The 24,927-nt window shown below is 71.5% G+C and carries 20 protein-coding genes and 1 pseudogene; 12 read left to right on the top strand and 9 right to left on the bottom strand.

From position 1 onward, the window contains the following. Together QIT00_RS23860 and QIT00_RS23855 are read right to left on the bottom strand one after the other, a co-directional pair. A complete protein-coding gene (locus tag QIT00_RS23860; protein ID WP_408909839.1) occupies positions 1 to 1,236 on the bottom strand; it encodes a sensor histidine kinase in 1,236 nt (411 codons plus the stop codon). Continuing rightward, complete coding sequence (locus tag QIT00_RS23855) at positions 1,236 to 1,910, bottom strand: response regulator transcription factor (protein WP_282537415.1); 675 nt, start codon at positions 1,908 to 1,910, stop codon at positions 1,236 to 1,238. The genes QIT00_RS23860 and QIT00_RS23855 overlap by 1 nt, the downstream gene beginning before the upstream one ends. A 168-nt stretch (positions 1,911 to 2,078) precedes the next feature. Between QIT00_RS23855 and QIT00_RS23850 the strand changes: the two genes are divergently transcribed. The 4 genes from QIT00_RS23850 to QIT00_RS23835 are packed head-to-tail and all read left to right on the top strand — an operon-like array spanning position 2,079 to position 5,754. Then, on the top strand, positions 2,079 to 2,603 hold the full coding sequence (locus tag QIT00_RS23850; protein WP_282537414.1) for a hypothetical protein: 525 nt from the start codon (positions 2,079 to 2,081) through the stop codon (positions 2,601 to 2,603). 15 nt (positions 2,604 to 2,618) lie between these two features. Continuing rightward, entirely contained in the window at positions 2,619 to 3,728 is a 1,110-nt protein-coding gene (locus QIT00_RS23845; RefSeq protein WP_282537413.1) for an efflux RND transporter periplasmic adaptor subunit, read from the top strand. Beyond that, positions 3,725 to 4,543, top strand: a complete 819-nt coding sequence (locus QIT00_RS23840; protein WP_282537412.1) for an ABC transporter ATP-binding protein — start codon at positions 3,725 to 3,727, stop codon at positions 4,541 to 4,543. The genes QIT00_RS23845 and QIT00_RS23840 overlap by 4 nt, the downstream gene beginning before the upstream one ends. After that, positions 4,540 to 5,754: an ABC transporter permease gene (locus QIT00_RS23835; protein WP_282537411.1), complete on the top strand. Its 1,215-nt coding sequence runs from the start codon at positions 4,540 to 4,542 to the stop codon at positions 5,752 to 5,754. Before QIT00_RS23840 ends, QIT00_RS23835 begins: the two co-directional genes overlap by 4 nt. A 184-nt stretch (positions 5,755 to 5,938) precedes the next feature. Here QIT00_RS23835 and QIT00_RS23830 read toward each other — a convergent pair whose 3' ends face one another. From QIT00_RS23830 to QIT00_RS23820, 3 genes are all read right to left on the bottom strand, one after another. Next, positions 5,939 to 6,169, bottom strand: a complete 231-nt coding sequence (locus QIT00_RS23830) for a hypothetical protein (protein WP_282537410.1) — start codon at positions 6,167 to 6,169, stop codon at positions 5,939 to 5,941. A 131-nt stretch (positions 6,170 to 6,300) separates the two neighbouring features. Continuing rightward, entirely contained in the window at positions 6,301 to 8,328 is a 2,028-nt protein-coding gene (locus QIT00_RS23825; RefSeq protein WP_282537409.1) for an alkyl/aryl-sulfatase, read from the bottom strand. A gap of 254 nt (positions 8,329 to 8,582) precedes the next feature. Continuing rightward, the gene (locus tag QIT00_RS23820) at positions 8,583 to 9,209 is read right to left on the bottom strand and encodes a TetR/AcrR family transcriptional regulator (protein WP_282537408.1); all 627 of its coding nucleotides are present in this window, start codon (positions 9,207 to 9,209) and stop codon (positions 8,583 to 8,585) included. Between the two features lie 121 nt (positions 9,210 to 9,330). Between QIT00_RS23820 and QIT00_RS23815 the strand changes: the two genes are divergently transcribed. Beyond that, positions 9,331 to 9,861, top strand: a complete 531-nt coding sequence (locus QIT00_RS23815) for a GNAT family N-acetyltransferase (RefSeq protein ID WP_282537407.1) — start codon at positions 9,331 to 9,333, stop codon at positions 9,859 to 9,861. A 17-nt stretch (positions 9,862 to 9,878) separates the two neighbouring features. On the opposite strand, the gene QIT00_RS23810 is transcribed toward QIT00_RS23815, so the two are convergent. Then, on the bottom strand, positions 9,879 to 10,898 hold the full coding sequence (locus QIT00_RS23810; RefSeq protein ID WP_282537406.1) for a LacI family DNA-binding transcriptional regulator: 1,020 nt from the start codon (positions 10,896 to 10,898) through the stop codon (positions 9,879 to 9,881). A 324-nt stretch (positions 10,899 to 11,222) separates the two neighbouring features. Between QIT00_RS23810 and QIT00_RS23805 the strand changes: the two genes are divergently transcribed. From QIT00_RS23805 to pulA, 6 genes and pseudogenes are all read left to right on the top strand, one after another. Beyond that, entirely contained in the window at positions 11,223 to 12,497 is a 1,275-nt protein-coding gene (locus tag QIT00_RS23805; RefSeq protein WP_282537405.1) for an extracellular solute-binding protein, read from the top strand. 60 nt (positions 12,498 to 12,557) lie between these two features. Then, positions 12,558 to 13,583 carry a carbohydrate ABC transporter permease gene (locus tag QIT00_RS23800; RefSeq protein WP_282537404.1) on the top strand — a complete coding sequence of 342 codons (1,026 nt, stop codon included), beginning with the start codon at positions 12,558 to 12,560 and terminating at the stop codon, positions 13,581 to 13,583. A 5-nt stretch (positions 13,584 to 13,588) separates the two neighbouring features. Next, entirely contained in the window at positions 13,589 to 14,467 is an 879-nt protein-coding gene (locus tag QIT00_RS23795; protein ID WP_408909840.1) for a sugar ABC transporter permease, read from the top strand. 136 nt (positions 14,468 to 14,603) lie between these two features. Further along, positions 14,604 to 16,253, top strand: coding sequence for a glycoside hydrolase family 13 protein (locus QIT00_RS23790; RefSeq protein WP_282537448.1), 1,650 nt, complete (start codon positions 14,604 to 14,606; stop codon positions 16,251 to 16,253). Beyond that, the gene (locus QIT00_RS23785) at positions 16,241 to 17,335 is read left to right on the top strand and encodes a LacI family DNA-binding transcriptional regulator (RefSeq protein ID WP_282537403.1); all 1,095 of its coding nucleotides are present in this window, start codon (positions 16,241 to 16,243) and stop codon (positions 17,333 to 17,335) included. The genes QIT00_RS23790 and QIT00_RS23785 overlap by 13 nt, the downstream gene beginning before the upstream one ends. Before the next feature lie 383 nt (positions 17,336 to 17,718). Continuing rightward, positions 17,719 to 20,310 (top strand): annotated as a pseudogene (gene pulA / locus QIT00_RS23780) (pullulanase-type alpha-1,6-glucosidase); the annotation flags it as partial. A 256-nt stretch (positions 20,311 to 20,566) separates the two neighbouring features. On the opposite strand, the gene QIT00_RS23775 reads toward pulA, so the two are convergent. Together QIT00_RS23775 and QIT00_RS23770 are read right to left on the bottom strand one after the other, a co-directional pair. Then, on the bottom strand, positions 20,567 to 21,826 hold the full coding sequence (locus QIT00_RS23775) for an aminotransferase class I/II-fold pyridoxal phosphate-dependent enzyme (RefSeq protein WP_282537402.1): 1,260 nt from the start codon (positions 21,824 to 21,826) through the stop codon (positions 20,567 to 20,569). Between the two features lie 170 nt (positions 21,827 to 21,996). Further along, on the bottom strand, positions 21,997 to 22,578 hold the full coding sequence (locus QIT00_RS23770) for a GNAT family N-acetyltransferase (protein WP_282537401.1): 582 nt from the start codon (positions 22,576 to 22,578) through the stop codon (positions 21,997 to 21,999). Between the two features lie 180 nt (positions 22,579 to 22,758). Here QIT00_RS23770 and QIT00_RS23765 point away from each other — a divergent pair, with 180 nt between their 5' ends. Further along, positions 22,759 to 23,259, top strand: a complete 501-nt coding sequence (locus QIT00_RS23765) for a MaoC family dehydratase (protein ID WP_282537400.1) — start codon at positions 22,759 to 22,761, stop codon at positions 23,257 to 23,259. Between the two features lie 109 nt (positions 23,260 to 23,368). Here the strand turns inward: QIT00_RS23765 and QIT00_RS23760 are convergent, their stop codons facing one another. Beyond that, the gene (locus QIT00_RS23760) at positions 23,369 to 24,712 is read right to left on the bottom strand and encodes an LAETG motif-containing sortase-dependent surface protein (protein WP_282537399.1); all 1,344 of its coding nucleotides are present in this window, start codon (positions 24,710 to 24,712) and stop codon (positions 23,369 to 23,371) included. Positions 24,713 to 24,927 lie beyond the last annotated feature (215 nt).

The raw sequence follows: 24,927 nt of genomic DNA, 5'->3' as shown, positions 1-24,927 counted from the left end.
CTACGGCCGCACCCGTACCGTCAGGCCCCCGCCCGCGTTCGCCTCGGCCGCGACCGTCCAGCCGTGGGCACGCGTGATCGACGCGACGATGGACAGGCCCAGACCCGCGCCCGAGCCCGGCTTGTGCTCGCGCTCCTTCAGGCGCCGGAACGGCTCGAAGAGCTGGGGGACGACGTCCGGTGGGACGGCCGGGCCCGTGTTGCGGACGACGAGGCCCGCCGGACCGGCCGTCACCGTCACGGTGCCGCCCGGCACGTTGTGGCGTACGGCGTTGGCCACGAGGTTCTCCACCAGGTGGTGCAGCAGCACCGGATCGCCGGTCACCGGCAGGGGCGCGGCGTCCACCGCGACCGTCACCTCGTGGCGCTCCGCCTCGCCCGCGAGCCCCGCCACCGCCTCCTCGACCGTCCGCCCCAGGTCGACCGGCTCGGCCCGCTCGACGCCCTGGTCGGCGGCCGAGAGCAGCAGCAGCCCCTCGATCAGGCGCTCGCTGTCGCCGGCCACCTCCAGCAGCTTGCCCCGGATGCGGGCGACCTGCGCCGGGTCCGGATCCGCGAGCCCGATCTCCGCCGCCGCGCGCTGCACGGCCAGAGGAGTGCGCAGCTCGTGCGCGGCGTTCGCGGCGAACCGCTGCTGCGCCGAGACCAGTTGCTCGATCCGGTCCAGCATCTCGTCGAACGTGTCGGCCAGGCGCTTCAGCTCGCCCGGCGGCCCGGCGAGGGCGATGCGCTGATGCAGGTTCTCGCCGGAGAGCCTGCGCGCCGTCTCGGCGATCACGCCGACCGGGCGGAGCACCCGCCCCGCCAGCCACCAGGCAAGCACCAGCGAGACGAGCGCGAACAGCGCGAGCGCCACCAGGGACACCGTGAGAAGCCGGTTCAGGGTGGCCTGTTCCACGGCGCCCGAGAGGCCGTTGCGGGTGACGGCGCAGTCCGAGCCGCTGCCGCAGCCCGAGAACGGCGGCGCCACCGTGGCGGCCGGGCCGGGCGAAGACGTGACGGCCCCCTCGGGGACCTCCCCGAGCCGGAGCGCCGGAACCCAACCGGTCACCGCCCGGGTGATCCGGTCGTACAGGCTCTCCCGTACGAGGAAGTAGACCAGCGCGACCAGACCGCCCCCGGAGAGGAGCAGCAGGGCACCGTAGACGAGGGTGAGCCGCATCCGTTCGCCGGCCGGGAGCAGGGAGTGCCGCAGCGGTCCGCGCCGCGTCGGCGCGGCCGCCGTCAGGGAGGCCATCAGCGGTCCACACCGACATCGGCGATGCGATAGCCCTCGCCGGGCACGGTCCGCACCACCTGGGGCTCGCCCATCTTGGTGCGGAGCTTGCTGAGGGTGACCCGGACCGCGTTGGTGCGGTAGCTGGTGTCCTCCTCCCAGACCTGTTCGATCAGGTCGTCGTGCCCGACGACGGCGCCGTCCGCGCGCATCAGCGTCTCCAGAACGGCGAACTCCTTGCGGGACAGGGCGAGTCGGCGCCCGTCGCGGGAGACCTGCCGACGCGCGGTGTCCAGGACGATGCCGCCGCGCTCGATCACCGGGGGCAGTGCCGGGCGCACGCGCCGGCCGAGGGCCAGGACGCGGGCGAGGAGTTCGTCGTACGCGAACGGCTTGGTGAGGTAGTCGTCGGCGCCGAGCCCGAGGCCGTCCACCCGGTCGCGGACCGTGCCGGACGCCGTGAGCATCAGGACCCGGGTGAGCAGCCGCTGCCGTACGACCTGGCGGCACACCTCGTCGCCGTGCAGGCCGGGCAGGTCCCGGTCGAGGACCAGGACGTCGTACTCGCCGAGCTGCAGTTTGCGCAGCGCCTCCAGGCCGTCGGCCGCCACGTCCACCGCAAGGGCGTCGCGGCGCAGGCCGTCGGCGATCATCTCGGCGAGGAAAGCCTCGTCCTCCACCACCAGAACTCGCATGCGTCCTGTCTAGCGGAACCGCGCTTTCGTCGATGTAAGCGGAACCTGTTAGAGAGGCGAAACCGCCTGCCTTGCCACGCTCGCCCTGCCGGTCACCGCCGGCACCGATCGCCCCTGCCCGCCCCGGCGTGCAGGCGATCGGCACCGAATCTCGGCAAGGAGTCCCCGATGCCACTGATGCTGAACCGTTCCCTGCAGGCGGCCGTCATGGCGGGCTGCACCGGCCTCATGCTGCTCGCCACCGCCTGCTCGGGCGGATCCGCCGACGACAGCACCGACGAGAACAGCGGCGGCGGCCAGAACAACGCGGCCGACGACAACGGCAAGAGCGCCGACGACGCCCTCAAGCTCCGCAAGTGCCTGCGCGAGCAGGGCATCGACATGCCCGACCCCGAGCCCGGCCAGGACCCGCGCGGCCTCACCCTCGGCGGGGACGCCGACCCGAAGAAGTTCCAGGAAGCCCTGAAGAAGTGCGGCAGCGGCACCAGCGGCCGCAAGGGCGGCGGCTCCATGACGCAGGCCGACAAGGACAAGATGATCAAGTACGCGCAGTGCATGCGGAAGAACGGCGTCGACATGAAGGACCCGAAGTTCGACGGCGGCTCGGCCGTGGGCGAGGCGATGCGGATCCCCAAGGGACAGGAGAAGAAGTTCGAGAAGGCCAACAAGCTCTGCTCGCAGACCAACGGCTGAGGCGGCGGTCCGCAGATGGCACGCAAGAAGTGGATCATCGCCTCGACGGCCCTCGTCGTGGCCGTGGCGGGCGGCGGACTCGCGCTGACCGCGCAGCCGGCTGCCGACGGACAGGGCGGGCAACAGCAGGACGAACGCCTCCCGCCGGACACCGCACCGGTCGTCAAGGGCGACCTGAGCAACTCCGTCCAGGCCGACGGCACCCTCGGCCACGCCAGGCAACGCAAGATCAACGCGGGCACACCCGGCACCCTCACCAAGATCGCGGGGGAGGGGGACACGCTCGAACGCGACGACCGCCTGTACGAGGTCAACGGCAGAGCGGTCCGCCTGATGTACGGCACCTCGCCGATGTACCGCACGATGAAAGCGGGCGACGAGGGCGATGACGTACGGCAGTTGAAGCGGAACCTCCAGGCACTCGGCTACGGCGCCGGGCTCGCCATGGACGACGAGTTCACCTCCGGCACGGCCGCCGCCGTGAAGCGCTGGCAGAAGGACCACGGGGCCGAGCGGACCGGCGAGGTCGGCAAGGGGGACATCGCCTTCGCCCCCGGCCCGCTGCGGGTGCGGGAGGCGAGCGCCGCGACCGGGGACGAACTCGCCCCGGGCAAGCCCGTCCTGACCGTCACCGGCTCCGAGCGTGTGGTCACCTTCAAGCTTGAAGTCAGCGAGGCGGACATCGCGAAAAAGGGCACCGAGGTCACCGTCCGACTGCCCGACGGCTCCACCGCGAAGGGCAAGGTGTCCTCGGTCGGCAAGACCGCCGAGGAGGACCAGGGCGAGCAGGGCGGCGGCCAGGACCGGACGCCCAAGATCAAGGTCACCGTCACCTTCGACGACCCCGCGCGGGCCAAGGGCCCCGACCAGTCACCGGTGACCGTCGAGCTCGTCGGGGAGACCCGGCGGGACGTGCTGTCCGTACCGGTCAACGCCCTGCTCGCGCTGCCCGGCGGCGGCTTCGGCGTGCAGGTCGTCGAGGACGGCGGCGGGAGCCGGGACGGGGGCAGCGGCGGCAAGGTGCGCGAGGTGCGGGTCGAGCTCGGCATGTTCGGCGAGGGCCGGGTCGAGGTCAGCGGCGGCGGTCTGGCCGAGGGCATGAAGGTCGGGGTGCCGAAGATATGAGCACCCACGAGGGCCTCATCGGCTCCGCTGCCACGTCCGCTGCCACGTCCACGTCCGCGTCCTCGTCCGCGTCCGCGTCCGTGCGCACCGTCGTCGAACTCCACGGTGTCACCAAGGAGTACGCGGGCGGGGTCGCGGCCCTGCGCGGCGTCGACCTCACCGTCGCCGAGGGCGAACTCCTCGGCATCGTCGGCCCGTCGGGGTCCGGCAAGTCGACGCTGCTGCACATCGTGGGCACGCTCGACCGGCCGACCGCAGGGTCCGTCGCCATCGCGGGGCACGACATCTCCCGGCTCTCCGACCGGGCGCTGTCCGCCCTCCGCGCCCAGCACATCGGGTTCGTCTTCCAGTCCTTCCACCTGGTCTCCGGCGTCAGCGCCCGGGACAACGTCGCCGAAGGCCTGCTCTACTCGGGCCTGTCCCGCGCCGAGCGGAGCCGGCGCGCGGCCGAGGCATTGGACCGGGTCGGCCTCGGTGACCGGATGAAGCACCGCCCGCACGAGCTGTCCGGCGGGCAGAAGCAGCGCGTCGCGATCGCCCGCGCGGTGGTCGGCGAGCCCGACCTGCTGCTCGCCGACGAGCCCACCGGCGCACTCGACTCGGCCTCCGGCGAGGCGGTGATGGCGCTCCTGCACGACCTCAACCAGGACGGCGCGACCATCGCCGTGATCACCCATGACACGGAGATCGCGGCACGCCTGCCCCGGCAGGTGCGCATCCGGGACGGGCAGGTCGTGGCCGACGTGGGGAACGCGCCCGTGTCCGACGTCGGGAACGAGCCCATGTCCGACGGCACCAGGTGCGTGGCGCCATGACCGTGACCCGAAGGAATCGCGGGAAGCTCTCCCCGGCCCGCCTCGGTCCGCGCGACGTTCTGCACGTCGGAGCGGCAGGACTGCGCTCGCGCCCCGTGCGCGTGGTGCTCTCCTCGCTCGGTATCGCCATCGGGATCGCCACGATGATCGCGGTGGTCGGCATATCGGCGTCCAGTCAGGCCCAACTCCTGCGCAAACTGGACGCGTTGGGCACCAACATGCTGGTCGTCACGCCCGGCGAGGAGATGTTCTCGGGCCAGGACACCAAGCTCCCCGAGACGGCACCCGGCATGGTCGGCCAGATCAAGGGGGTAGAGCAGGTCGGCGCCACCGGCGACGTGGACCACTCGGCGCGCCGCAGCGAGAAGATCGACGAGGACGAGACCAACGGCATCACGGTCAAGGCCGCCCAGGGCAAGCTGCTCGAAACCCTGCGCGGCACGATGCGCAGCGGCTCCTGGCTGAACGAGGCCACCGGACGCTACCCGTCCGTGGTGCTCGGCCATGTCACCGCCAGGCGCCTCGGCGTCACCGAGCCCGGCCAGCAAGTGTTCATCGGGGGCCGCTACTTCACGGTCACCGGCATCCTCGACCCGCTGCCGCTAGCGCCGGAGATCGAGCGCTCGGCGCTGGTCGGCTGGGACGCCGCGGAGCAGTACCTCGGCTTCGACGGGCACCCCACGTCGGTGTACGAGCGCTCGGCGGACGGCACGGTCGACGCCGTACGCGAGCTCCTCGCTCCGACCGTCAACCCGGAGAACCCGCAGGCCGTCGCGGTCACCGACCCGTCCGCGGCGCTGCAGGCGAAGGCGGCGACGGAGGGTGCGTTCAGCACACTGCTGCTCGGCCTCGGCGGGATCGCCCTGCTGGTGGGTGGGGTCGGTGTCGCCAACACCATGATCATCTCGGTGCTCGAGCGGCGGCATGAGATCGGGCTGCGGCGCTCGCTGGGGGCGACGAAGGGCCAGATCCGGGTCCAGTTCGTGGCCGAGTCGCTCCTGCTGTCCGGGCTCGGCGGCCTGGCCGGCGTCGCCCTGGGCGCGGCGGCGACCGCCGTCTACGCCTCGTCCGGGGGCATGCCGTGGGTGGTGCCGCCGTGGGCGGTCGGCGGCGGCTTTGGGGCGACGCTGGTGATCGGCACGATCGCGGGCCTCTACCCGGCGGTCAGGGCGGCCCACTTGTCCCCCACCCTGGCGCTCCAGACGGCGTAGCCGAAGCGAGTCCCGCGTACGCGGCACGTGGCGGGATGGGGGGATGGGGGATGGGGGATGGGAGGACGGCACGGCGACGCAGACTGCTGCCGTCCTCCCTGTCCGTACGCCCTCAACTACCTACGCCCTCAACTACCTACGCCCTCAACTACCTACGCCCTCAACTACCTACGCCCTCAACTACCTACGCCCCCTGTCGAACCCCGTCGCCCGCCATCGCGTCCGCCACCAGCTGGAACAGGCGTCGTTCGTTGCCCGCCAGGCCCGCCGCCCGCAGGGCGCGGTCGGTTTCGGCCATGGGCTCGTGGAGCAAGGGTGGGGCACCCGCGGGGTGCGACGTGTCGTCAAGCGTCGCGCGCACGCCCTTCATGAGCCTCACGTACGCCTGCACTGCCACAAGTTCCAGGTCCGTCATCGTCCGTCTCCTCCTCTGAGCGTCGGACCTCCCAGTCTTGCGTGCACCACTGACAACGGACCCGACCCCGGCCGTCGGTGCACGCGGACGGACCAAGATCCGCAGCAACAGTTCGTGGACCTGACCAGGACTCACGGCGTGACGATCGCGAAGTTCTTGTCCGGCTCGTCCAGGACGGACAGGAGCCCTGTCAGCAGTGAGCGGTCGCCCTTCATCGTGACGCCCTCCGTGCCCTTCCCCGCGAGCAGCGCCAGGAGTTGAGGCTTCGTCATGGTCATCGTCAGGCCCGCGCCCGGGTCGGCCTCCTCGTCCTTGGTCCAGGTGAGGAGGCCATGGGCGAGGCGGAGATGCCAGTAGCCGTCGCCGATGTGCCAGTCGATGGCCAGCCGTACGTCCCAGGCCTTGGGGCCGTCGACGCGGACCGCGACGCTGTCGATCAACTGGCCGACGGTGAGGGCGAGATACATGTCCGGGCCCACCGTGGAGGTCTCGCCCGGAGTGACGCCCTCGGTGAGTTCCTGGGCGCCGGTGAGGAAGAAGTTGCGCCACACCGCGTTCTCGCTGTCGTGGCCGAGGCGGGTGTAGAGCGCGGCGAGCTGACGCTTGGCCTTGGTGTCGTCCGGGTCGTTGAACACGGCGTGGTTGAGCAGCGTGACCGCGAACCGCGGGTCACCGCGCCGCTCGTACGCACGCGCGCGTGCTCGTACCGCCGCCTGCCCGCCGAGGCACTCGACCCAGCGCCGCGCCTCCTTTGCCGGAGGGTGCTCCCAGAGGTGCGCGGGGTTGCCGTCGAACCAGCCCATGTAGCGCTGGTAGATCGCCTTCACGTTGTGGCTGAGCGAACCGTAGTAGCCGCGGTTGGCCCACACCTCGCCGATCTGCGGCGGGAGTTGGAAGGTCTCGGCGATCTCGGTGCCGGTCAGGCCCTTGTTGATCAGCCGTACGGTCTGGTCGTGCATGTACCCGTACAGGTCCCGCTGCTGCCTCAGGAGCCCCACGATCGCGTCGTTGCCCCAGGTGGGCCAGTGGTGGGAGGCGAAGGCGACGTCGGCCCTGCCCTCGTACAGGCCGATGGACTCGGTGAGGTAGCCGGCCCAGGCGTGGGCGTCGCGGACCTGGGCGCCGCGCAGGGTGAGGATGTTGTGCATGGTGTGGGTGGCGTTCTCGGCCATGCAGACGGCCCGCAGATCGGGGAAGAGGAAGTTCATCTCCGCGTGCGCCTCGGTGCCCGGCGTCATCTGGAACTCGATGCGGACGCCGTCCAGGGTGAGTTCGTCGCCGGTGGCCTCGACGTACCGGGTGGGGGCGATCAGGCCGACCGTGCCGAGGGAGACGGTGAGGCCGAGCCCGCAGCCGATCTGGGCCTTCGCGCCGGTGGGGAGTTTCGCCCCGTACATGTAGCCCGCGCGGCGGGACATGGCCGGGCCCGCGTAGATGTTCTCGGTGACCGCGTGCTCCATGAAGCCCTGCGGCGCCACGATCGGGATGTCCACCGAACCATCGGCGCCCCCCGCGTTCCCCGCACCTTCGGGGAGGACGCCTCGGCAGCCGCCGAAGTGGTCGACGTGCGGATGGGTGTAGATCATCGCCCGGACCGCGCGGTCGCCCCGGTGCTCGCGGTACAGGGCGAGTGCGGCGGCCGCGGTCTCGGCGGAGATCAGCGGGTCGATGACGATGATGCCGGTGTCGCCCTCGACGATCGTCATGTTCGACAGGTCGAGCCCGCGAATCTGGTAGATGCGGTCCGTGACCTGGAACAGGCCCTGTTTAGCGAGGAGTTGGACTTGCCGCCACAGGCTGGGGTCGGCGCTCTCGGGGCTGCCGCCGCCGTCGCCCGCTCCTCCGTTCTTCGGCCCCCGCAGGAAGTCGTACGCGCCCGGGTCCCAGGCCACGCGACCGTCCTTCGTCTTGATCGGCCCGCCGGTGAACGCGGAGATGAACCCTTTGTCGGCGTCGTCGAAGTCACTCCGGTCGTCGTACGGCAGTGCTTCCGTACGCGTGGGGGTTTCGCCCGCACCGGCCGGACCGTCGGCGCTGCCCGCACCGGCCGGACCGTCCGCCGCGAAAGCGGTCCCCGTCGGGAGCGGGTTGAGCGAGACGGCGGCGGCAGCGGCGCCCGCCGTGGCGGCGACGAAGCCGCGCCGATTCATCGGAGTCATCGTGAAGTCGCCTTCGGGATGAGGGTGTTGGACGCACAGGAGCAGCGGAGCCGCCGCGGCGTGGGAGAGGGACCGGGGCCCAATCGGGGCTCCACGTTCCGCCACTATTGCATTGCTGCTGCAATAGGCGTCAAGGGTCGGGAGGGCGGCTTTTTGCAGACGCCATGAAATAAGGGCGGAGCTTCCGTCACGCCGGACGGGCCGCACGACCAGGTCCGGCGGCGGGGGGGGGGAGGGGTGGGGCAGGCGGTCCGCTAACGCCCCGTGGCCACGTCCGCGAGGAGCGCGCCCAAGGTGCGGCGGAGCGCCGCACGCGTCGGCGCCGTGTCCAGGCCGCGCCGGGTCCGCAGGTGGTCCCAGGCCGCCCAGGAGGAGGCCGACTCCAGCGCGTCCAGGAGGCCGCCGGCCCTGCGGGCGCCGGGGGCGTGCCGGAGTTCCGGGGCGAAGGTGGCCGCGAGGTCGGCGCGCAGCCAGGCGTCGCCGTCGGCCATGACCCGGCGCAGGCCCGGCGAGTCGGGTTCGAGTCCGAGGCCGACCTTGCGGATCGGGGTCATCAGCTCGTACATCCGGCCGCGTTGATCGAGCAGCGCCCGCACCTTGCGGTCGGTCGGCCACTCGGGCGGTACCGGCGCCGACAGGGACTGCCAGCGCTCGGCCTGGCGCTCGGCGGCGCTGACATAGAGCGCCTCGCGGTCGGCGAAGTGCACGAAGACGGTGCGCTCGGAGACGCCCGCGCGTTCCGCGATGGCCTTGCGGGTCGGCTCGCGGCCTTCCTCGGCGGTGAGTTCGAGCAGCGTGTCGACCAGCGTCGCCCGCGTCCACTCCGGATCGCGCCGCCAACGCCGGCCTGTCGTCTCCCCGTCGGCGGCACGTCTGGTCACGGGGCCCATCCTCGCACTCCGGGGGAGGGGCGGGCCAAGGGCGGTACGGGCGTGGCCGGGCCAGGCCTTGGCCGTACGAAATGGGTTGCCGCCGCTACGGCGACCGCCGAACCATGGACCCATGACCGCCGACCCCGTGATCCGCCAAGTCCGGCCCGACGAGTGGCCCGAGGCGAAGGCCCTGCGCCTGACCGCACTCCGCGACCCCCTCGCACGCCTAGCCTTCGGCGAGACGTACGAGGGGGTGAGGACGCAGTCCGAGCAGTTCTGGAAGGACCGTACGGCGAAGGGTGCCGAGGGCGGGCCGCACCGGCAGTTCATCGCCGAAGGGCCCGCGGGCGCATGGGTGGGGACCGTGACCGTACGGGTGAAGGACCCCGGCTCCGCCGACGCCACCGGTAGCCGGAGCGAGCCCCGCCAGGCCCACCTCGTCGCGGTCTTCGTACGGCCGGAGCACCGGGGCGGCGACGTCGCGCGCGGTTTGTTCCGGGCCGCTGTCGACTGGGCCAGGGCGGAGGCGGGCGTGGAGCGGGTCCGGCTGCGGGTGCACAGGGAGAACGGCCGGGCGGAGGCGTTCTACCGCAAGGCGGGGTTCGTGCGGGTCGCTGTGGTGGGGGACGAGTACGAGATGGAGTACCGGCCGACGAGCTGAGCGCGCGGTCGGCGCCGCTACTGCTGCGGTCCCGCCCCCGTGGACCCCCGTACCACCAGTTCCGGCAGGAAAAGGAACTCGCCGGGCGGTGCCGGGGTGCCCGCGAGTTCTTCGAGCAGGGCGCGGACGGCGGCCTGGCCCATGGCGTGGACGGGCTGGCGGACCGTCGTGAGGGGCGGGTCGGTGAAGGAGATCAGCGGGGAGTCGTCGAAGCCGACCACGGAGATGTCGTCCGGGACGTGCAGGCCCAGGTCGCGGGCCGCGCGGATCGCGCCGAGAGCCATCAGGTCGCTGGCGCAGACGATGCCGGTGCAGCCGCGGGCGAGCAGCGTGGCGGCCGCGGCCTGACCGCCCTCCAGAGTGAAGAGGGAGTGCTGGATCAGCTCCGCCGTGTCCTCCTCCGGCAGGCCGAGGTGCTCGTGCGAGGCGCCGCGGAAGCCTTCGATCTTGCGGATCACGGGCACGAACCGCCGGGGGCCCACGGCAAGGCCGATGCGACTGTGGCCGAGTGTCGCGAGGTGGGTCACGGCGAGGCGGGCGGCGGCGCGGTCGTCGGTGGAGACGAAGGGTGCCGTGACGTCCGGTGCGTGGCCGTTGACCAGGACGAACGGGACGCCCTTGGCGCGCAGCACCTCGTAGCGCGCGGGGTCCGCGGTGGTGTCGGCGTGCAGGCCGGAGACGAAGATGATGCCGTGCACGCCGCGGTCCACGAGCATCTCGGTCAGCTCGTCCTCGGTGGAGCCGCCGGGCGTCTGGGTGGCGAGCACCGGCGTGTACCCCTGGCGGGTCAGGTCCTGCGCGATGACCTGGGCGAACGCCGGGAAGATCGGGTTGTCCAGCTCCGGGGTGATCAGTCCGACGAGGCCCTCGCTGCGGCGCCGCAGCCGCAGGGGGCGTTCGTAGCCCAGGACGTCCAGGGCGGCCAGGACGGATTCGCGGGTGCTCACGGCGACGCCGGGTTTGCCGTTGAGGACCCGGCTCACGGTGGCCTCACTGACCCCCGCCTGGGCTGCGATGTCGACGAGCCGTGCGGTCATGGGCGGACTGTACCCGCCATCCTTCGGCTTGCCCACCGCTCTTGCACGCTCTTTCCGGCAGGTTCTTGCAAGCGTCTTGCAGTGTGGTGCCAGCCAGATCCCAGAGGGTGTATGAGGGCTCCGCCCCCGTTCTGACCGGCCGCGCCCAGGACACGCGGAGGTAACGATCACCGCTCCTTGCAGAAAGTTCTCGCAAGGTCTTTCGGCTGCTTTTCATCGCTGTTACGTTCCTGGCAACCCGGCGCCGCGTCGAGAGCGGCCCGCAGGAGATGCCCGGTTTCGGGGTGATCTCCCCCTGTTCCGGGATCAGTTGAAGGAGTTCACATGCGGCGTGGCATAGCGGCGACCGGCCTCATCGCGGCCCTGGCCCTGACGGCGACGGCCTGCGGCGGCGACGACACCACCCAGAGCGGCAGCAAGGGCGGCAAGCTCTCCGGCACCGTCACGTTCTGGGACACCTCGAACGACGCCGAGAAGGCCACGTACGAGAAGCTCGCCAAGGGCTTCGAGCAGCTGCACCCCGGGGTGGAGGTGCGCTACGTCAACGTGCCGTTCGGCGAGGCCAACGCCAAGTTCAAGAACGCCGCGGGCGGCAACTCCGGCGCCCCCGACGTGATGCGCACCGAGGTCGCCTGGACCCAGGACTTCGCCTCGCTCGGCTACCTCGCGCCGCTCGACGACACCGCCGCGCTGGACAACGCGGACGACTACCTGAAGCAGGCCGCGGCCAGCACCAAGTACCAGGGCAAGACCTACGCCGCGCCGCAGACCATCGACACGCTCGCCCTCTTCTACAACAAGCGGCTCCTGAAGAAGGCCGGAGTGGGCGTGCCCAGCTCGGTCGACGACATCAAGTCGTCCGCGAAGAAGATCAAGGCGAAGACCGGCAAGACCGCCCTCTACCTGCGCGGCGACGACCCGTACTACTACCTCCCGTACCTCTACGGCGAGGGCGGCGACCTGCTCGACGCCAAGAACAAGAAGGTCACCGTCGACGACTCGGAGGGCGCCAAGGCGTTCTCCGTGATGAAGGACCTCGTCGACTCCAAGGCCGCCGTGACCGACGCGAGCGACGGCTACAACAACCAGCTCAACGCCTTCAAGGACGGCGACGTGGCCATGGCCCTCGACGGCCCCTGGTCGATCGAAGGCGCCCTCCAGGGCAAGGAGTTCAAGTCCGACAAGGGCAACCTCGGTGTCGCTCCCGTGCCCGCAGGCACCTCCGGCGGCCAGGGTTCCCCGCAGGGCGGCTGGAACCTCGCCGCGTACGCCGGGTCGAAGAACCTCGACGCCTCCTACGAGTTCATCAAGTACATGAGCTCCGCGAAGGTGCAGCAGCAGACCACCGAGAAGCTCAGCCTGCTGCCCACCCGCACCTCCGTCTACGAGCAGCAGTCCGTCAAGGACAACCAGATGGTGCAGTTCTTCAAGCCCGCCGTCGACAAGTCCGTCGAGCGGCCGTGGATCCCCGAGAGCAACGCCCTGTTCGAGCCGATCCGCCTCCAGCTGGGGAAGGTGCTCAGCGGCAAGGCCTCGCCCGCCGAAGGCGCCAAGGCCGTCGGCGACGCGTACCGCAAGCTCCTGAAGGACTACAAGTAGCCCCTCCCGCACCGCAGATCGTGAAGAAGGATCGTGAAGAACAGGAGGGCTGAACGCCCCATGGCTGTCGACACCGGCCGGCCCGTGGTGCGGGCCGCGGACGCATCGAGCGTCCGCGGCCGCGGCCACCACGACGGCAAGAACCCCGGCGGGAAGCGCCCCGGCCGGCTGCGCCGCTCGCTGTCCACCCACTGGTACGCGTGGTGCATGGTCGCCCCCGTGGTGGCCGTCATCGGCCTGATCGTCGGATATCCGCTGGTCCGCGGCATCTACCTGTCGACGACCGACGCCAACGAGGCCAACGTCGAACGGCACATCGGCGTCAACCACATCCCCGCCACGTACGAGTCAGTCGGCCTCGACAACTACACGGCGATCCTCTCCGACGGGGTGTTCTGGGACCGGCTCGGCTGGACCGTGGTGTGGACGGTGTCCTGTGTCGCCCTGTCCTTCGCCCTCGGCCTCGCCCTCGCCACCATGCTCAACCGCAGGCTGGCGGGCCGTTCCTGGTACCGGATGGCGCTGATCCTGCCCTGGGCGGTCCCGGCGTTCGTGTCCGTCTTCACCTGGCGGCTGCTCTTCAACGAGAAGAACGGCATCCTCAACCAGATCCTCGCCGGCGGCGGCATCGACGCCATCCCGTGGCTCAACGACCCCACCTGGGCCAAGCTCTCCGTCATCACCGTCAACGTCTGGCTCGGCGTGCCCTTCATGCTCGTCGCCATGCTCGGCGGACTGCAGTCCATCCCCGGCGAGCTGTACGAGGCCGCCGAGATGGACGGCGCGAACGCCTGGCAGCGGTTCCGGCACATCACGTTGCCGGGACTGCGCACCGTCAGCAGCACCGTGGTCCTGATCAGTGGCATCTGGACGTTCAACATGTTCCCGGTGATCTTCCTGCTGACCAGGGGCGGTCCCGGTGACGCCACCGAGATCCTCGTGACGTACGCCTATCGCCTCTCGTTCGTCGTCAGCCCACGGGACTTCTCGGGATCCGCCGCCTGGGGCGTGCTCATCCTGCTGCTCCTGTCGTTCTTCGCGGTGATCTACCGCCGCGCGCTCCGCAAGCAGGGAGAAGTGTGGTGACCCCGGTGACTACGACCGCCAAGACCGAACTCGCAGCCCCCGCAAGGAAGTTCAGGCCGCGCGGCGAACGCGGACCGCTGGCCTCCGTCGTCCTCCACGTGACGCTGCTCGTCGCCTCGGCCGTGGCCGTGCTGCCGCCCCTGTGGCTGCTCGTGACGTCGTTCAAGCCGAAGAGCGAGGCCTTCTCCACCGAGCTCGTGAAGGACTTCACCCTCGGCAATTACGACCACGTCCTGAACGACACGTACTTCCTCGGCTGGCTCGGCAACTCCCTGCTGGTCGTCGGACTGACCACCGTCATCGGCGTGTTCATCTCCGCGACCACCGGATACGCCGTGTCGCGCTTCAAGTTCCCCGGCATGCGGCCCCTGATGTGGCTGCTGCTCATCACGCAGATGTTCCCCATGGCCGTGCTGATCGTGCCGCTCTACAACCTGCTCGCGAGCCTCGGCCTGCTCAACCAGCCGGTGGGCCTCATCATCACCTATCTGACGATCGCCGTGCCGTTCTGCGCCTGGATGATGAAGGGCTACTTCGACACCGTCCCCGTGGAGATCGACGAGGCAGGCCGGGTGGACGGGCTCAACCCCTTCGGCACCTTCTGGCGGCTGATCCTGCCGCTTGCCAAGCCGGGCCTCGCCGTCACCGGGTTCTACAGCTTCATCACCGGCTGGGCCGAGGTCGCGTACGCCTCCGCGTTCATGACAGGTGAGGAGAACCTGACGCTCGCCGGCGGTCTGCAGACCTTCGTCAACCAGTACACCAGCGACTGGGGTTCGCTGACCGCGGCGGCAGTGATCGTGGCCGTGCCCGCGGCGGTGATCTTCGGATTCGCCCAGCGGCACCTCGTCTCAGGACTCACGGCGGGCGCGACGAAGTCCTGAGCCGACCCTCACGACGCCGACCCTCACGACGCCGATCCTCACGACGCGACGCACCCCCACTTCACAAGAACCCAGGGAAGACATGACCCAGCATCTCGCTGCCCCTGCCGCCGACGCCGCCACGGAACCCGCCGCCATGGAACCCGCCACCGAGGCCGCCCCCAGCGCCGATCGCCCCTCCGACTGGTGGCGCCACGCGGTCATCTACCAGGTCTATCCGCGCAGCTTCGCCGACGGCAACGGCGACGGCATGGGTGACCTGCGCGGCGTACGCGACCGCCTGCCGCACCTGCGCGACCTCGGCGTGGACGCCGTCTGGCTCAGCCCGTTCTACGCGTCCCCGCAGGCCGACGGCGGCTACGACGTCGCCGACTACCGCACCATCGACCCGATGTTCGGCGACCTCCTCGACGCCGACGCGCTGCTCCGCGACGCCCACGCGCTCGGCCTGCGCGTCATCGTCGACCTGGTGCCCAACCACTCCTCCGACCGGCACGACTGGTTCAAGCGCGCCCTCGCCGAAGGCCCCGGATCGCCGCTGCGCGAGCGCTACCACTTCCGCCCCGGCAAGGGCGCCAGCGGCGAACTCCCGCCCAACGACTGGGAGTCCATCTTCGGCGGCCCGGCCTGGACCCGGGTCCCGGACGGCGAGTGGTACCTGCACCTCTTCGCGCCCGAGCAGCCCGACTTCAACTGGGAACACCCCGCCGTACGCGACGAGTTCCGCTCCATCCTGCGGTTCTGGCTCGACATGGGCGTCGACGGTTTCCGGGTCGACGTCGCCCACGGCCTGGTCAAGGCGGAGGGGCTGCCCGACATCGGCCGCGGCGACCAGCTCAAGCTGCTCGGCAACGACCGCATGCCGTTCTTCGACCAGGACGGCGTGCACGAGATCTACCGCAGCTGGCGCACGGTCCTCGCCGAGTACGCGGAGGACAGAGTCCTGGTCGCCGAGGCATGGACGCCCACCGTGGAACGCACCGCCAACTACGTCCGCCCCGACGAGATGCACCAGGCCTTCAACTTCCAGTATCTGGGCACCTCTTGGGACGCGGCCGAGCTGCGGGCCGTCATCGACAGCTCGCTGGCCGCGATGCGTCCCGTCGGCGCCCCCACGACCTGGGTGCTCTCCAACCACGACGTGACCCGGCACGCCACCCGCCTCGCCAACCCGCCCGGCGGCGGCACCCAGCTGCGCACCCCCGGCGACCGGGCGCTCGGCCTGCGCCGGGCCCGCGCCGCCACCCTCCTGATGCTGGCCCTGCCCGGCTCCGCCTACCTGTACCAGGGCGAGGAGCTCGGCCTGCCGGACGTCACGGACCTGCCCGACGAGGTGCGCCAGGACCCGTCGTTCCACCGCGCCGACGGTCAGGACGGCTTCCGCGACGGCTGCCGGGTGCCGATCCCTTGGACCGTGGAGGGCTCCTCGTACGGCTTCGGGGCCGGGGGCAGCTGGCTGCCGCAGCCGGAGGGCTGGGGCGAGTTGAGCGTCGAGGCGCAGACCGGCGACCCGGACTCCACCCTGGAGCTGTACCGCGGCGCGCTCGCCGTGCGCCGTGCGCGGCCCGGGCTCGGCGCCGGCGAGTCGGTCGAGTGGCTGGACGCGCCCGAGGGCGTCCTCGTGTTCGCCCGGCCCGGCTTCGTGTGCACGGTCAACACCACCGCCCGGGCCGTACGGCTGCCCGTGCCCGGTCAACTCCTGCTCTCCAGCGTGGAGTTGGCGGACGGGGCGGGCGGCGGCCAGGTGCTGCTGCCCGGCGACACCACCGTCTGGTGGGCGGTGTGACCCTGCCGGGCGTGAGGGAGGACGCGAGGGTGTCGCGTGCGGCGCCGCGCCTCGCCGACATCGCTGTGCAGGCGGGCGTCAGCGAGGCCACGGCGAGCCGGGTGCTCAACGGCCGCGCGGGCGTCGCGGCCGCCACCCGGCACCGGGTCCTCGCCGCCCTCGACGTCCTCGGCTACGAGCGGCCCGTACGCCTGAAGCGGCGCAGCGCGGGTCTGGTCGGCCTGGTGATCCCCGAGTTGACCAACCCGATCTTTCCGGCGTTCGCGCAGGTCATCGAGCAGGTCCTGGCCGGGCACGGGTACACGCCGATGCTCTGTACGCAGATGCCGGGCGGCGCCACCGAGGACGAGCTGGTCGGCCATCTGGAGGCGCGGGGTGTCAGCGGCATCGTGTTCATGTCGGGCCTGCACGCCGACATGTCCGCGGACCCGACGCGCTACCGCGAACTGGTGCGGCGCGGCACGCCGTTCGTCCTCATCAACGGGTTCAACGAGCAGATCCCGGTCTCCTGCGTCTCCTCCGACGACCGCTCTGCGGTACGGATGGCGGTACGGCACCTCGTCGACCTGGGCCATGAGCGCATCGGCCTCGCGGTCGGCCCGACGCGCTATGTGCCCTCGCGGCGCAAGGCGGAGGGCTTCGCGGCGGCCAAGGGCGAACTGCTCGGCCTCGCACCGGAGGAGGCCGAACTCCTCGTGGAGCGGACCCTGTTCACCGTCGAGGGCGGCCAGGCGGCAGCGGCGGCACTGCTCGACCGCGGCTGTACGGCGATGGTGTGCGGCAGCGACATGATGGCGCTCGGCGCGGTCCGCGCGGTGCGCGAGCGCGGCCTTTCGGTGCCGGGGGACGTGTCGGTGGTGGGCTTCGACGACTCGCCGCTGATCCCGTTCACCGACCCGCCGCTGACCACCGTGCGCCAGCCGGTGCAGGCGATGGCGACGGCTGCGGTCGGGGCGCTGTTGGAGGAGATCGACGGAAACCCGGTGCAGCGCACCGAGTTCGTGTTCCAGCCGGAGTTGGTCGTCCGTGGCTCCACCGCGGCCCGCTCCAGGAGTGACCGGCCCGACCGGCCGGGCGCGTAGGCCCCTCGCGGGGCTCTCGGCCGGCCGGACCGGAGTCTCTGCCCGGGAACGTAACACCGATGCAATGTCTTGCGGAAGAACTTGCGAAGTCCGGAACTCTTGACGTCCTGTCCGCGCGGCCTCGGTCGATCGAGGCCCGCCCCCACCCCGCGCGGCCTCCGGCGACCGAGGCCCGCCCCACAGACCGGCCGCCCGGCCCATCCATGTCCCCGCATGCCGGGCGGCCGCCCACCCTTGAGGAGAATCCCGTGACCGGCTCACCCCGACGTCGCACCGCGGCGACCGTGGCCCTCGCCCTGCTCGCCACGGCCGCGCCCCTCACCCTCACCGCGAGCGCCACCCCGCTCGTCGCACCCGCGGCGGCCGCGGCCGCCACGCCCCTCGACGTGACGAAGTCCGCGGCGCAGTGGATCGACCGCGACACCGTCGCCTGGAAGCCCGCGGGCTCGGCGGAAGGTGCCGTGCACGCGCTCCGCTACGCGCCCGACGGCGGCCTCACCGTCAAGGACGGCGCGCTCCACGGCGAGGCCAAGCGCCTGAACCTCACCCCGGTCGAGGGCGGCCTCACCGACGCGCAGCGCGCCAAGTACCCGCACCTGAAGGGCTACGCGGCCTTCCGTCTCGACCCGCGCGACCGGGACCGCGTCCGCAAGGCGCTCACCGGCCAGCTCGTCGCGACCCGGCACGCCGCCGACGGCACCCTCGTCGCCGCGACCGGTGTGCAGACCCAGGGCGTCCTGGACGACCTCTACAGCGCCCGCTCCACCCAGGCCACACTCGGCCCGAGCTTCGCGCGGGGCCGCACCACCCTCGCCGTCTGGGCGCCCACCGCGCAGCGGGTCTCCCTGGAGATCGGCGGACGCACGGTGCCCATGCGCCGCGACCACACCTCCGGTGTCTGGACGGCGACGGGGCCCGCGAGCTGGGCGGGCAAGCCCTACCGCTACGTCGTCAAGGTGTGGGCGCCCAGCGTCCAGAAGGTCGTCACCAACAAGGTCACCGACCCGTACTCCACGGCCCTCACCGCCGACTCGCGGCGCAGCCTCGCCGTGGACCTCGCCGACCCGCGGCTCGCCCCGAAGGGCTGGAGCACCCTGCGCAAACCCGCCGCCGAACCGGCCCACGAGGCGCAGATCCAGGAGCTGCACATCCGCGACTTCTCCGTAGAGGACCGCACCAACGAACACCCGGGCGAGTACCTGGCGTTCACGGACGAGGACTCCGACGGCATGCGGCACCTGCGCGAACTGGCCCGCTCCGGCACCTCGTACGTGCACCTCCTGCCCGCCTTCGACATCGGCACGATCCCCGAGCGCAAGGACCAACAGGCCGCCCCCGACTGCGACTTGGGGTCCTACGCGCCCGACTCCGAGGCCCAGCAGGACTGCGTGGGCAAGGCCGCCGCGAAGGACGCGTACAACTGGGGCTACGACCCGCTGCACTACACGGTTCCCGAGGGCTCGTACGCCAGTGACCCGGACGGCACCCGCCGCACCGTGGAGTTCCGGCGGATGGTGCAGGCCCTCAACGGCTCCGGTCTGCGCACCGTCATGGACGTCGTCTACAACCACACGGTCGCGAGCGGCCAGGCCGACAAGTCGGTGCTCGACAAGATCGTGCCCGGCTACTACCAGCGGCTCCTGGAGGACGGCACCGTCGCCACCTCAACCTGCTGCGCCAACACCGCACCCGAGAACGCCATGATGGGCAAACTCGTCGTGGACTCCCTGGTGACCTGGGCGAAGCAGTACAAGGTGGACGGCTTCCGCTTCGACCTCATGGGCCACCACCCGAAGGCCAACATCCTCGCCGTCCGCAAGGCCCTCGACGCGCTCACGCTCGCGAAGGACGGCGTCGACGGCAAGAACATCCTGCTCTACGGCGAGGGCTGGAACTTCGGCGAGATCGCCGACGACGCCCGCTTCGAGCAGGCCACCCAGAAGAACATGGCGGGCACGGGCATCGCCACGTTCTCCGACCGCGCCCGGGACGCGGTGCGCGGCGGCGGCCCCTTCGACGAGGACCCCGGCGTGCAGGGCTTCGCCACTGGCCTGTTCACCGACCCCAACTCCTCGAAGGCGAACGGCACTCCGGCCGAGCAGAAGGCCCGCCTGCTGCACTATCAGGACCTCATCAAGGTCGGCCTCACCGGCAACCTCGCCGGTTACACCTTCACCGACTCCTCCGGCCGTACGGTCAAGGGCTCCGAGGTCGACTACAACGGCGCCCCCGCCGGTTACGCCGCCGACCCGGGCGACGCCCTCGCCTACGCCGACGCGCACGACAACGAGACCCTCTACGACGCACTGGCCTTCAAACTCCCCGCGACGACGAGCCCCACCGACCGGGCCCGGATGCAGGTCCTCGCCCTGGCCACCGCCGCACTCTCACAGGGCCCCGCCCTCTCCCAGGCGGGCACGGACCTGCTGCGCTCCAAGTCACTCGACCGCAACTCGTACGACAGCGGCGACTGGTTCAACGCCCTGCACTGGGACTGCCGCGACGGCAACGGCTTCGGGCGCGGACTGCCGCCCGCCGCCGACAACAAGGACAAGTGGCCCTACGCCAAGCCACTCCTCGGCGCGAGCGCGGCTCCGGGGTGCGCGGAGATCAACGGCACGTCGGCCGCGTACCAGGACCTGCTGAAGATCCGCAGCACGGCACCGGAGTTCCAGCTCGCGACGACGGCCGACGTGCAGAAGGCGCTGGCCTTCCCGCTGTCCGGAACGGCGGCCGAGACCCCGGGCGTCATCACGATGACCCTCGGCGACCTGGTGATCGTCTTCAACGCCACGCCCCAGGAGCAGGACCAGCGGGTCGAGGCCGCGCGGGGGACGGCGTACAGCCTCCACCCAGTGCAGGCCTCCGGCCGTGACGAGACGGTCAAGTCGGCGCGCTACGAGGCGAGTTCGGGATCATTCACGGTCCCGGCACGCACGGTGGCGGTGTTCCACTCCAGCCCGTCCGGCGTCTGAGGACGAGCGCGCAGCGCGATCAAACGGCGCCGCAGGCTTTCGGGGAGGGGGGCCAAATCCAGCCCGTCCGGCGTTTGAGGACGAGCGCGGAGCGCGATCTGACGGCGCCGCAGCCACGCGGCGCCAGCCGCATATCAGACACAGCCGGGAAGGGGCGGGGAGGGGATCAAATCCAGCCCGTCCGGCGCTTGAGGACGAGCCCGCAGGGCGACCTGCGGTGCCCGGACCGACAAGCGCCGGACGCGCCCCGGGGCGGCTAGCCCTCCGCGCAAGCGAGCCGCACGCACACGGCCAGCGCGACGATGGCCTCCTCCAGCTCCGCGAGCCCCGGGTAGCTGGGCGCGATGCGGATGGTGCTGTCCTGCGGGTCGCGGCCGTACGGGTGCGAGGCGCCCGCGGGGGTCAGCGCGACCCCGGCCTCCCCGGCGAGCCGGACGACCTCACGGGCGCGGCCCTCGCGGACGTCGAGGGTGACGAAGTAGCCGCCCTGCGGACGCGACCAGGTCGCCAGGTCCGTGCCGCCGAGCTCGCGCTCCAGGATGCGCTCGACCAGGTCGAACTTGGGGCGGAGGAGCTCGCGGTGGTGGGCCATGTGCGCCCGTACGCCGTCGGTGTCGCGGAGCACGCGGACGTGCCGCAGCTGGTTCAGCTTGTCGGGGCCGATGGTGCGCTTCGCGGCGTGCTTCAGGAACCATTCGACGTTGGCGGGCGACGAGCCGAAGAACGCGACGCCCGCACCGGCGAAGGTGATCTTGGAGGTGGAGCCGAAGACGAACGCCCGGTCCGGGTGGCTCGCGTCGGCGCAGGCCGCGAGCAGGTCGGTGACCTCGACCTCCTCATCGGTGAGGTGGTGCATCGCGTACGCGTTGTCCCAGAAGATCCGGAAGTCCGGCGCGGCCGTCTCCATCTCGGCGAGCCGGCGCACGGTCGCCTCGCTGAACGTGATGCCCGACGGGTTGCTGTACTTCGGCACGCACCAGATGCCCTTGATCCGCGGATCGCCCCCGGCCAGCTCGGCCACCACGTCCATGTCGGGGCCCTCGGGCGTCATCGGCACCGGGATCATCTCGATGCCGAACCGCTCGCACAGGGCGAAGTGGCGGTCGTAGCCGGGCACCGGGCACAGGAACGCGATGTCGGGCTCGTCACTCCAGCGCCGCTCCGCCCCCGGCAGCTCGCTCAGCAGCGCGTGCACGATCGTGTCGTGCATCAGGGCCAGGCTGGAGTTGTCCATCGCGACCAGCTGGTCGGCCGGTACCTGCAGCGGCCCGCTGAATATCTCCCGCAGCTCGGGCAGGCCCTTCAGGCCGCCGTAGTTCCGGCAGTCGGTGCCGTCGGCCGCCTTGTGGTCGGCCAGGTCGCAGGCGAGCAGCTCGGCCGCCAGGTCCAACTGGTCCGGGGCGGGCTTGCCGCGGGTGAGGTTCAGCGAGAGTGAGCGGTCGAGCAGGGCCGTGTAGTCGGCGGTGGCCTGCTCGTGATCGATGGCCGGGCTGCTGGACTGCGGGAGCGTGGACATGTGCTGCTTCCCTCCGGGGTCGGCTTGCGGCGCGAACGATACCCGCAGCCCACCCGGTCATGACCAGGGCGTTTCTCACGTGCTGAGACGTACGGGGGTCTTGCCCGGGTTCGGGCTCGGGCCGCACGCGTGCCTGCTCGCGTGCCGCGCGGGGGCGGTGTGGCGGCCGCTCAGTCCCTTTCGGCTCCGGCCGCCCGGCCGTGGGCCGCCCGCCACTCCGGTGCGAGCACCGACCAGATCTCCATGTCGTGCCGCTCGCCCCGGTACAGGTAGCTCTCCCTGAGGACGCCGTCACGCGTCATCCCCAGGCGCCGGGCCACGGCGATGCTCGGTGCGTTGGCCGAGGCGACCCACCACTCGACGCGGTGGATGCCGCGCTCCTCGACCGCCCAGTCGATCAGCAGCCGCACGGCCCGCGTCACGAGCCCGCGGCCCGCGGCGGCCGGCTCCAGCCAGCAGCCCGCCTCCGCGACGCCCTGCTCCACGTCCATCGTGCGCAGGATGACCGCGCCGACCAGCGTGCCGTCCGCGAGGCGGATGCCGCAGATCCGGCCGGAGTCGGTGGCGGTCTTCTCCGCGTACGCCCGCAGATAGGCCCGGCTCGACTCCATGTCCCGTACGACGTCCGGCAGTTCGTTGTACCGGCCGATGAACTCGCGGCCCCGGTCCATGTGCGCGAGGAACTCCCCGGCCTGCCACGGCTCCAGCGGACCAAGGGTCGCACCGTCGTCACCCAGTGACCTGGCGTACATCGCCACCCCTCCCGTCTCGGCCGAAGGGCGATCTTCTCATGGGGTGCGGGTCCTACTCCGGGTGGGGTGCGGGAGGTTGATGTCTCACTGGTGCCCCCCGACCACCACCGGTCCCCGGCGCGTTGATCCCCGGTCCGACACAATGCCTCCCGGTCCCGACTCCACCGGAAGGCAGTCCCCATGACAGCTCCGATCCCGCCGAGCGCCGACTTCGCCGCGCCCATCGACGACCGCTACTTCGAGGACTACGTCCCCGGCTCCACGTACACCTTCGGCCGCATCACCCTCACCGAGGAGGAGATCCTCGACTTCGCCCGCCGCTTCGACCCGCAGAGCATCCACACCGACCCGGAGGCCGCCGAGCACGGCCCGTTCAAGGGCCTGATCGCGAGCGGCTGGCACACCTCCGCCGTGATGATGCGCCTGTACGCCGACCACTTCGTGAGCAGGCACGCGAGCCTCGCGTCCCCGGGAGTGGACGAACTGCGCTGGGTCCAGCCGGTGCGGCCCGGCGACGCCCTCGCCATCCGTACGACGATCCTCGACGCCCGAGTCTCCCGCTCCAAGCCGGACCGCGGACTCGTGCACACCCGCGTCGAGGTCCTCGACCAGCGCGACGAGATCGTGTTCACTCTCACCGCCATGAACCTGTTCCTGCGCCGCCCGGACCCCGCCGCCTGAACACCCGCCGCCTGAACAGAAGTCGAGTACGGGCGCGCAGAGGCGAGCGGAACGGCGGAGGGGGAAGGGGCAGCCGCCCCTTCCCCCTCCACCGCACGTGACCTACGGGTCAGCTCTGCGCAGCCGCCTTGCGGCGCCGTACGACGAACACCGCGCCCGCGCCGACCGTCACGGCAGCCGCGCCCGCGAGGGTCAGCGGCAGCGTCGCCGACGAGGCACCCGTCTCGGCGAGGTCGCCCCCGGCCTCGCCGTCGGCCCCGGACTTCGCCGACGCACCGGCACCGCCCTGCGCGGACGTGTCCTTGCCGTGGTCCGCGCCCGTCTCGCCCGGACCGGGGCGCTCGTCGTCACCGCTGCCGGGCTTGCCGGGCTTCGCGTCGTCCACGTCGCCGGGCTCGCTGCCGACGGGCAGCACCTCGAAGTCGTAGCGCTTCATCGGACCGAGCACACACGGCTTGTACGCGTCGAAGGCGTCGGCGGCGAACAGCGCGAAGCCCTCGGCGTTCTTCGCACCCTTCTCGACGGCCTTCGCGCCGACGGTGAGCCGCATCTTCACCTCGCTGCGCGCACCCGGCTTCAACTCGTCGACGCGGCCGAGGTGTTCGGCACCCTTGGCCTGGTCGAGGGCGTGCCACGCGGAGCCGTCCGACCACTCCACCTTCAGCGCCTCGTCGAGCCGCGCGTCCTTCAGGTGCGCACCCGCCAGCGGGTCGACGCTCAGCGTGCGCGTACCGCCGTTGGTGACGCGGAACGTGAAGTCGACGCTCTCGCCCGCCACCACCTTCGACGGCAGCCCGACGGCAACAGAGGTCAGCGCGTTGTCGCGGACGCACTCGCGGGCCTCGGCGAGCGCCTTGTCGGCGGCCTCCTTGGCCGTGCGCGCCTCGCTCAGCGCTTTCTTCACCAGGTGGTACTTGCGGGTCGCGGCAACCCGCGCGTCATCGAGCTCCGTACGGGCGGACTTCGCCTTGCCGCGCGCCGTCTCCAGCGCCTCGACGGCCTCGGCCTGGGCGGTCTCCGCCGCGTCCAGGGCCTTCTGTGCCTCGGCCTTCTCGGCCTCGCTCCCGGCCGCTTCGAGCGCCGCCTTCGCGTCCGTCACGTCCTGGTCGGCCGCGTCCTTCGCGTCGGCGGCGTCCTTCGCGGCCTTCTCGGCGTCGCGCCAGGCCTTGTTGAGCGGGTGCGACTCGGACTCCAGCGCCTTCAGCGTCGCCTCGACCTCCTTGCGGCCCTCGCTCTCGGCGACCACGGCGTCGTCGTACGCCTTCTTCGCCGCCGCGGCTGCCTTCTTGAGGTCGTCGTACGTGGGCACGTTCTCTTGGCCCGACGCGCTCGGCCGGGCGGCGGCCTGTGTCACAGGGGTGCCGTGGGCGAACGCCGGTGCGGCGGCCGCGAGGACGACGGGCGCGGCCACGGCGGCCACGACGGTGGTGGCAAGGGCGCGGTTCAGCGTCACAGGGGACCTTCCTGGTCGGGGGGAGTGGCTGGAGTGCGATGAGTGTAGGGCGCCCCCGGGCCGCTCCCACCTGCGATTTCCGCCGGTACGAGGGGATCGGGCGCCCTCGGTGTCACGCGAAAGGGGCATACCGGGAAGGTTGTGCACGGTGCAGGCGATTCTTCTGTGACTCATGCCATAGGCGGGGTCGGTGGTCCCACTCCCGCCCCGCGCAA

This window comes from Streptomyces luteolus (assembly GCF_029968015.1).
In the GTDB taxonomy this organism is placed as follows: Bacteria; Actinomycetota; Actinomycetes; order Streptomycetales; family Streptomycetaceae; genus Streptomyces; species Streptomyces luteolus.
The sequence above is the reverse complement of the archived record's forward strand: the minus strand, read 5'-3'. Positions and strand labels throughout refer to the sequence as shown.

Excerpts from the sequence above, each read along its gene's own strand:
- QIT00_RS23860 (WP_408909839.1), bottom strand. The coding sequence starts at position 1,236 with ATGGCCTCCCTGACGGCGGCCGCGCCGACGCGGCGCGGACCGCTGCGG.
- QIT00_RS23855 (WP_282537415.1), bottom strand. The coding sequence starts at position 1,910 with ATGCGAGTTCTGGTGGTGGAGGACGAGGCTTTCCTCGCCGAGATGATC.
- QIT00_RS23850 (WP_282537414.1), top strand. The coding sequence starts at position 2,079 with ATGCCACTGATGCTGAACCGTTCCCTGCAGGCGGCCGTCATGGCGGGC.
- QIT00_RS23845 (WP_282537413.1), top strand. The coding sequence starts at position 2,619 with ATGGCACGCAAGAAGTGGATCATCGCCTCGACGGCCCTCGTCGTGGCC.
- QIT00_RS23840 (WP_282537412.1), top strand. The coding sequence starts at position 3,725 with ATGAGCACCCACGAGGGCCTCATCGGCTCCGCTGCCACGTCCGCTGCC.
- QIT00_RS23835 (WP_282537411.1), top strand. The coding sequence starts at position 4,540 with ATGACCGTGACCCGAAGGAATCGCGGGAAGCTCTCCCCGGCCCGCCTC.
- QIT00_RS23830 (WP_282537410.1), bottom strand. The coding sequence starts at position 6,169 with ATGACGGACCTGGAACTTGTGGCAGTGCAGGCGTACGTGAGGCTCATG.
- QIT00_RS23825 (WP_282537409.1), bottom strand. The coding sequence starts at position 8,328 with ATGACTCCGATGAATCGGCGCGGCTTCGTCGCCGCCACGGCGGGCGCC.
- QIT00_RS23815 (WP_282537407.1), top strand. The coding sequence starts at position 9,331 with ATGACCGCCGACCCCGTGATCCGCCAAGTCCGGCCCGACGAGTGGCCC.
- QIT00_RS23810 (WP_282537406.1), bottom strand. The coding sequence starts at position 10,898 with ATGACCGCACGGCTCGTCGACATCGCAGCCCAGGCGGGGGTCAGTGAG.
- QIT00_RS23805 (WP_282537405.1), top strand. The coding sequence starts at position 11,223 with ATGCGGCGTGGCATAGCGGCGACCGGCCTCATCGCGGCCCTGGCCCTG.
- QIT00_RS23800 (WP_282537404.1), top strand. The coding sequence starts at position 12,558 with ATGGCTGTCGACACCGGCCGGCCCGTGGTGCGGGCCGCGGACGCATCG.
- QIT00_RS23790 (WP_282537448.1), top strand. The coding sequence starts at position 14,604 with ATGGAACCCGCCACCGAGGCCGCCCCCAGCGCCGATCGCCCCTCCGAC.
- QIT00_RS23775 (WP_282537402.1), bottom strand. The coding sequence starts at position 21,826 with ATGTCCACGCTCCCGCAGTCCAGCAGCCCGGCCATCGATCACGAGCAG.
- QIT00_RS23770 (WP_282537401.1), bottom strand. The coding sequence starts at position 22,578 with ATGTACGCCAGGTCACTGGGTGACGACGGTGCGACCCTTGGTCCGCTG.
- QIT00_RS23765 (WP_282537400.1), top strand. The coding sequence starts at position 22,759 with ATGACAGCTCCGATCCCGCCGAGCGCCGACTTCGCCGCGCCCATCGAC.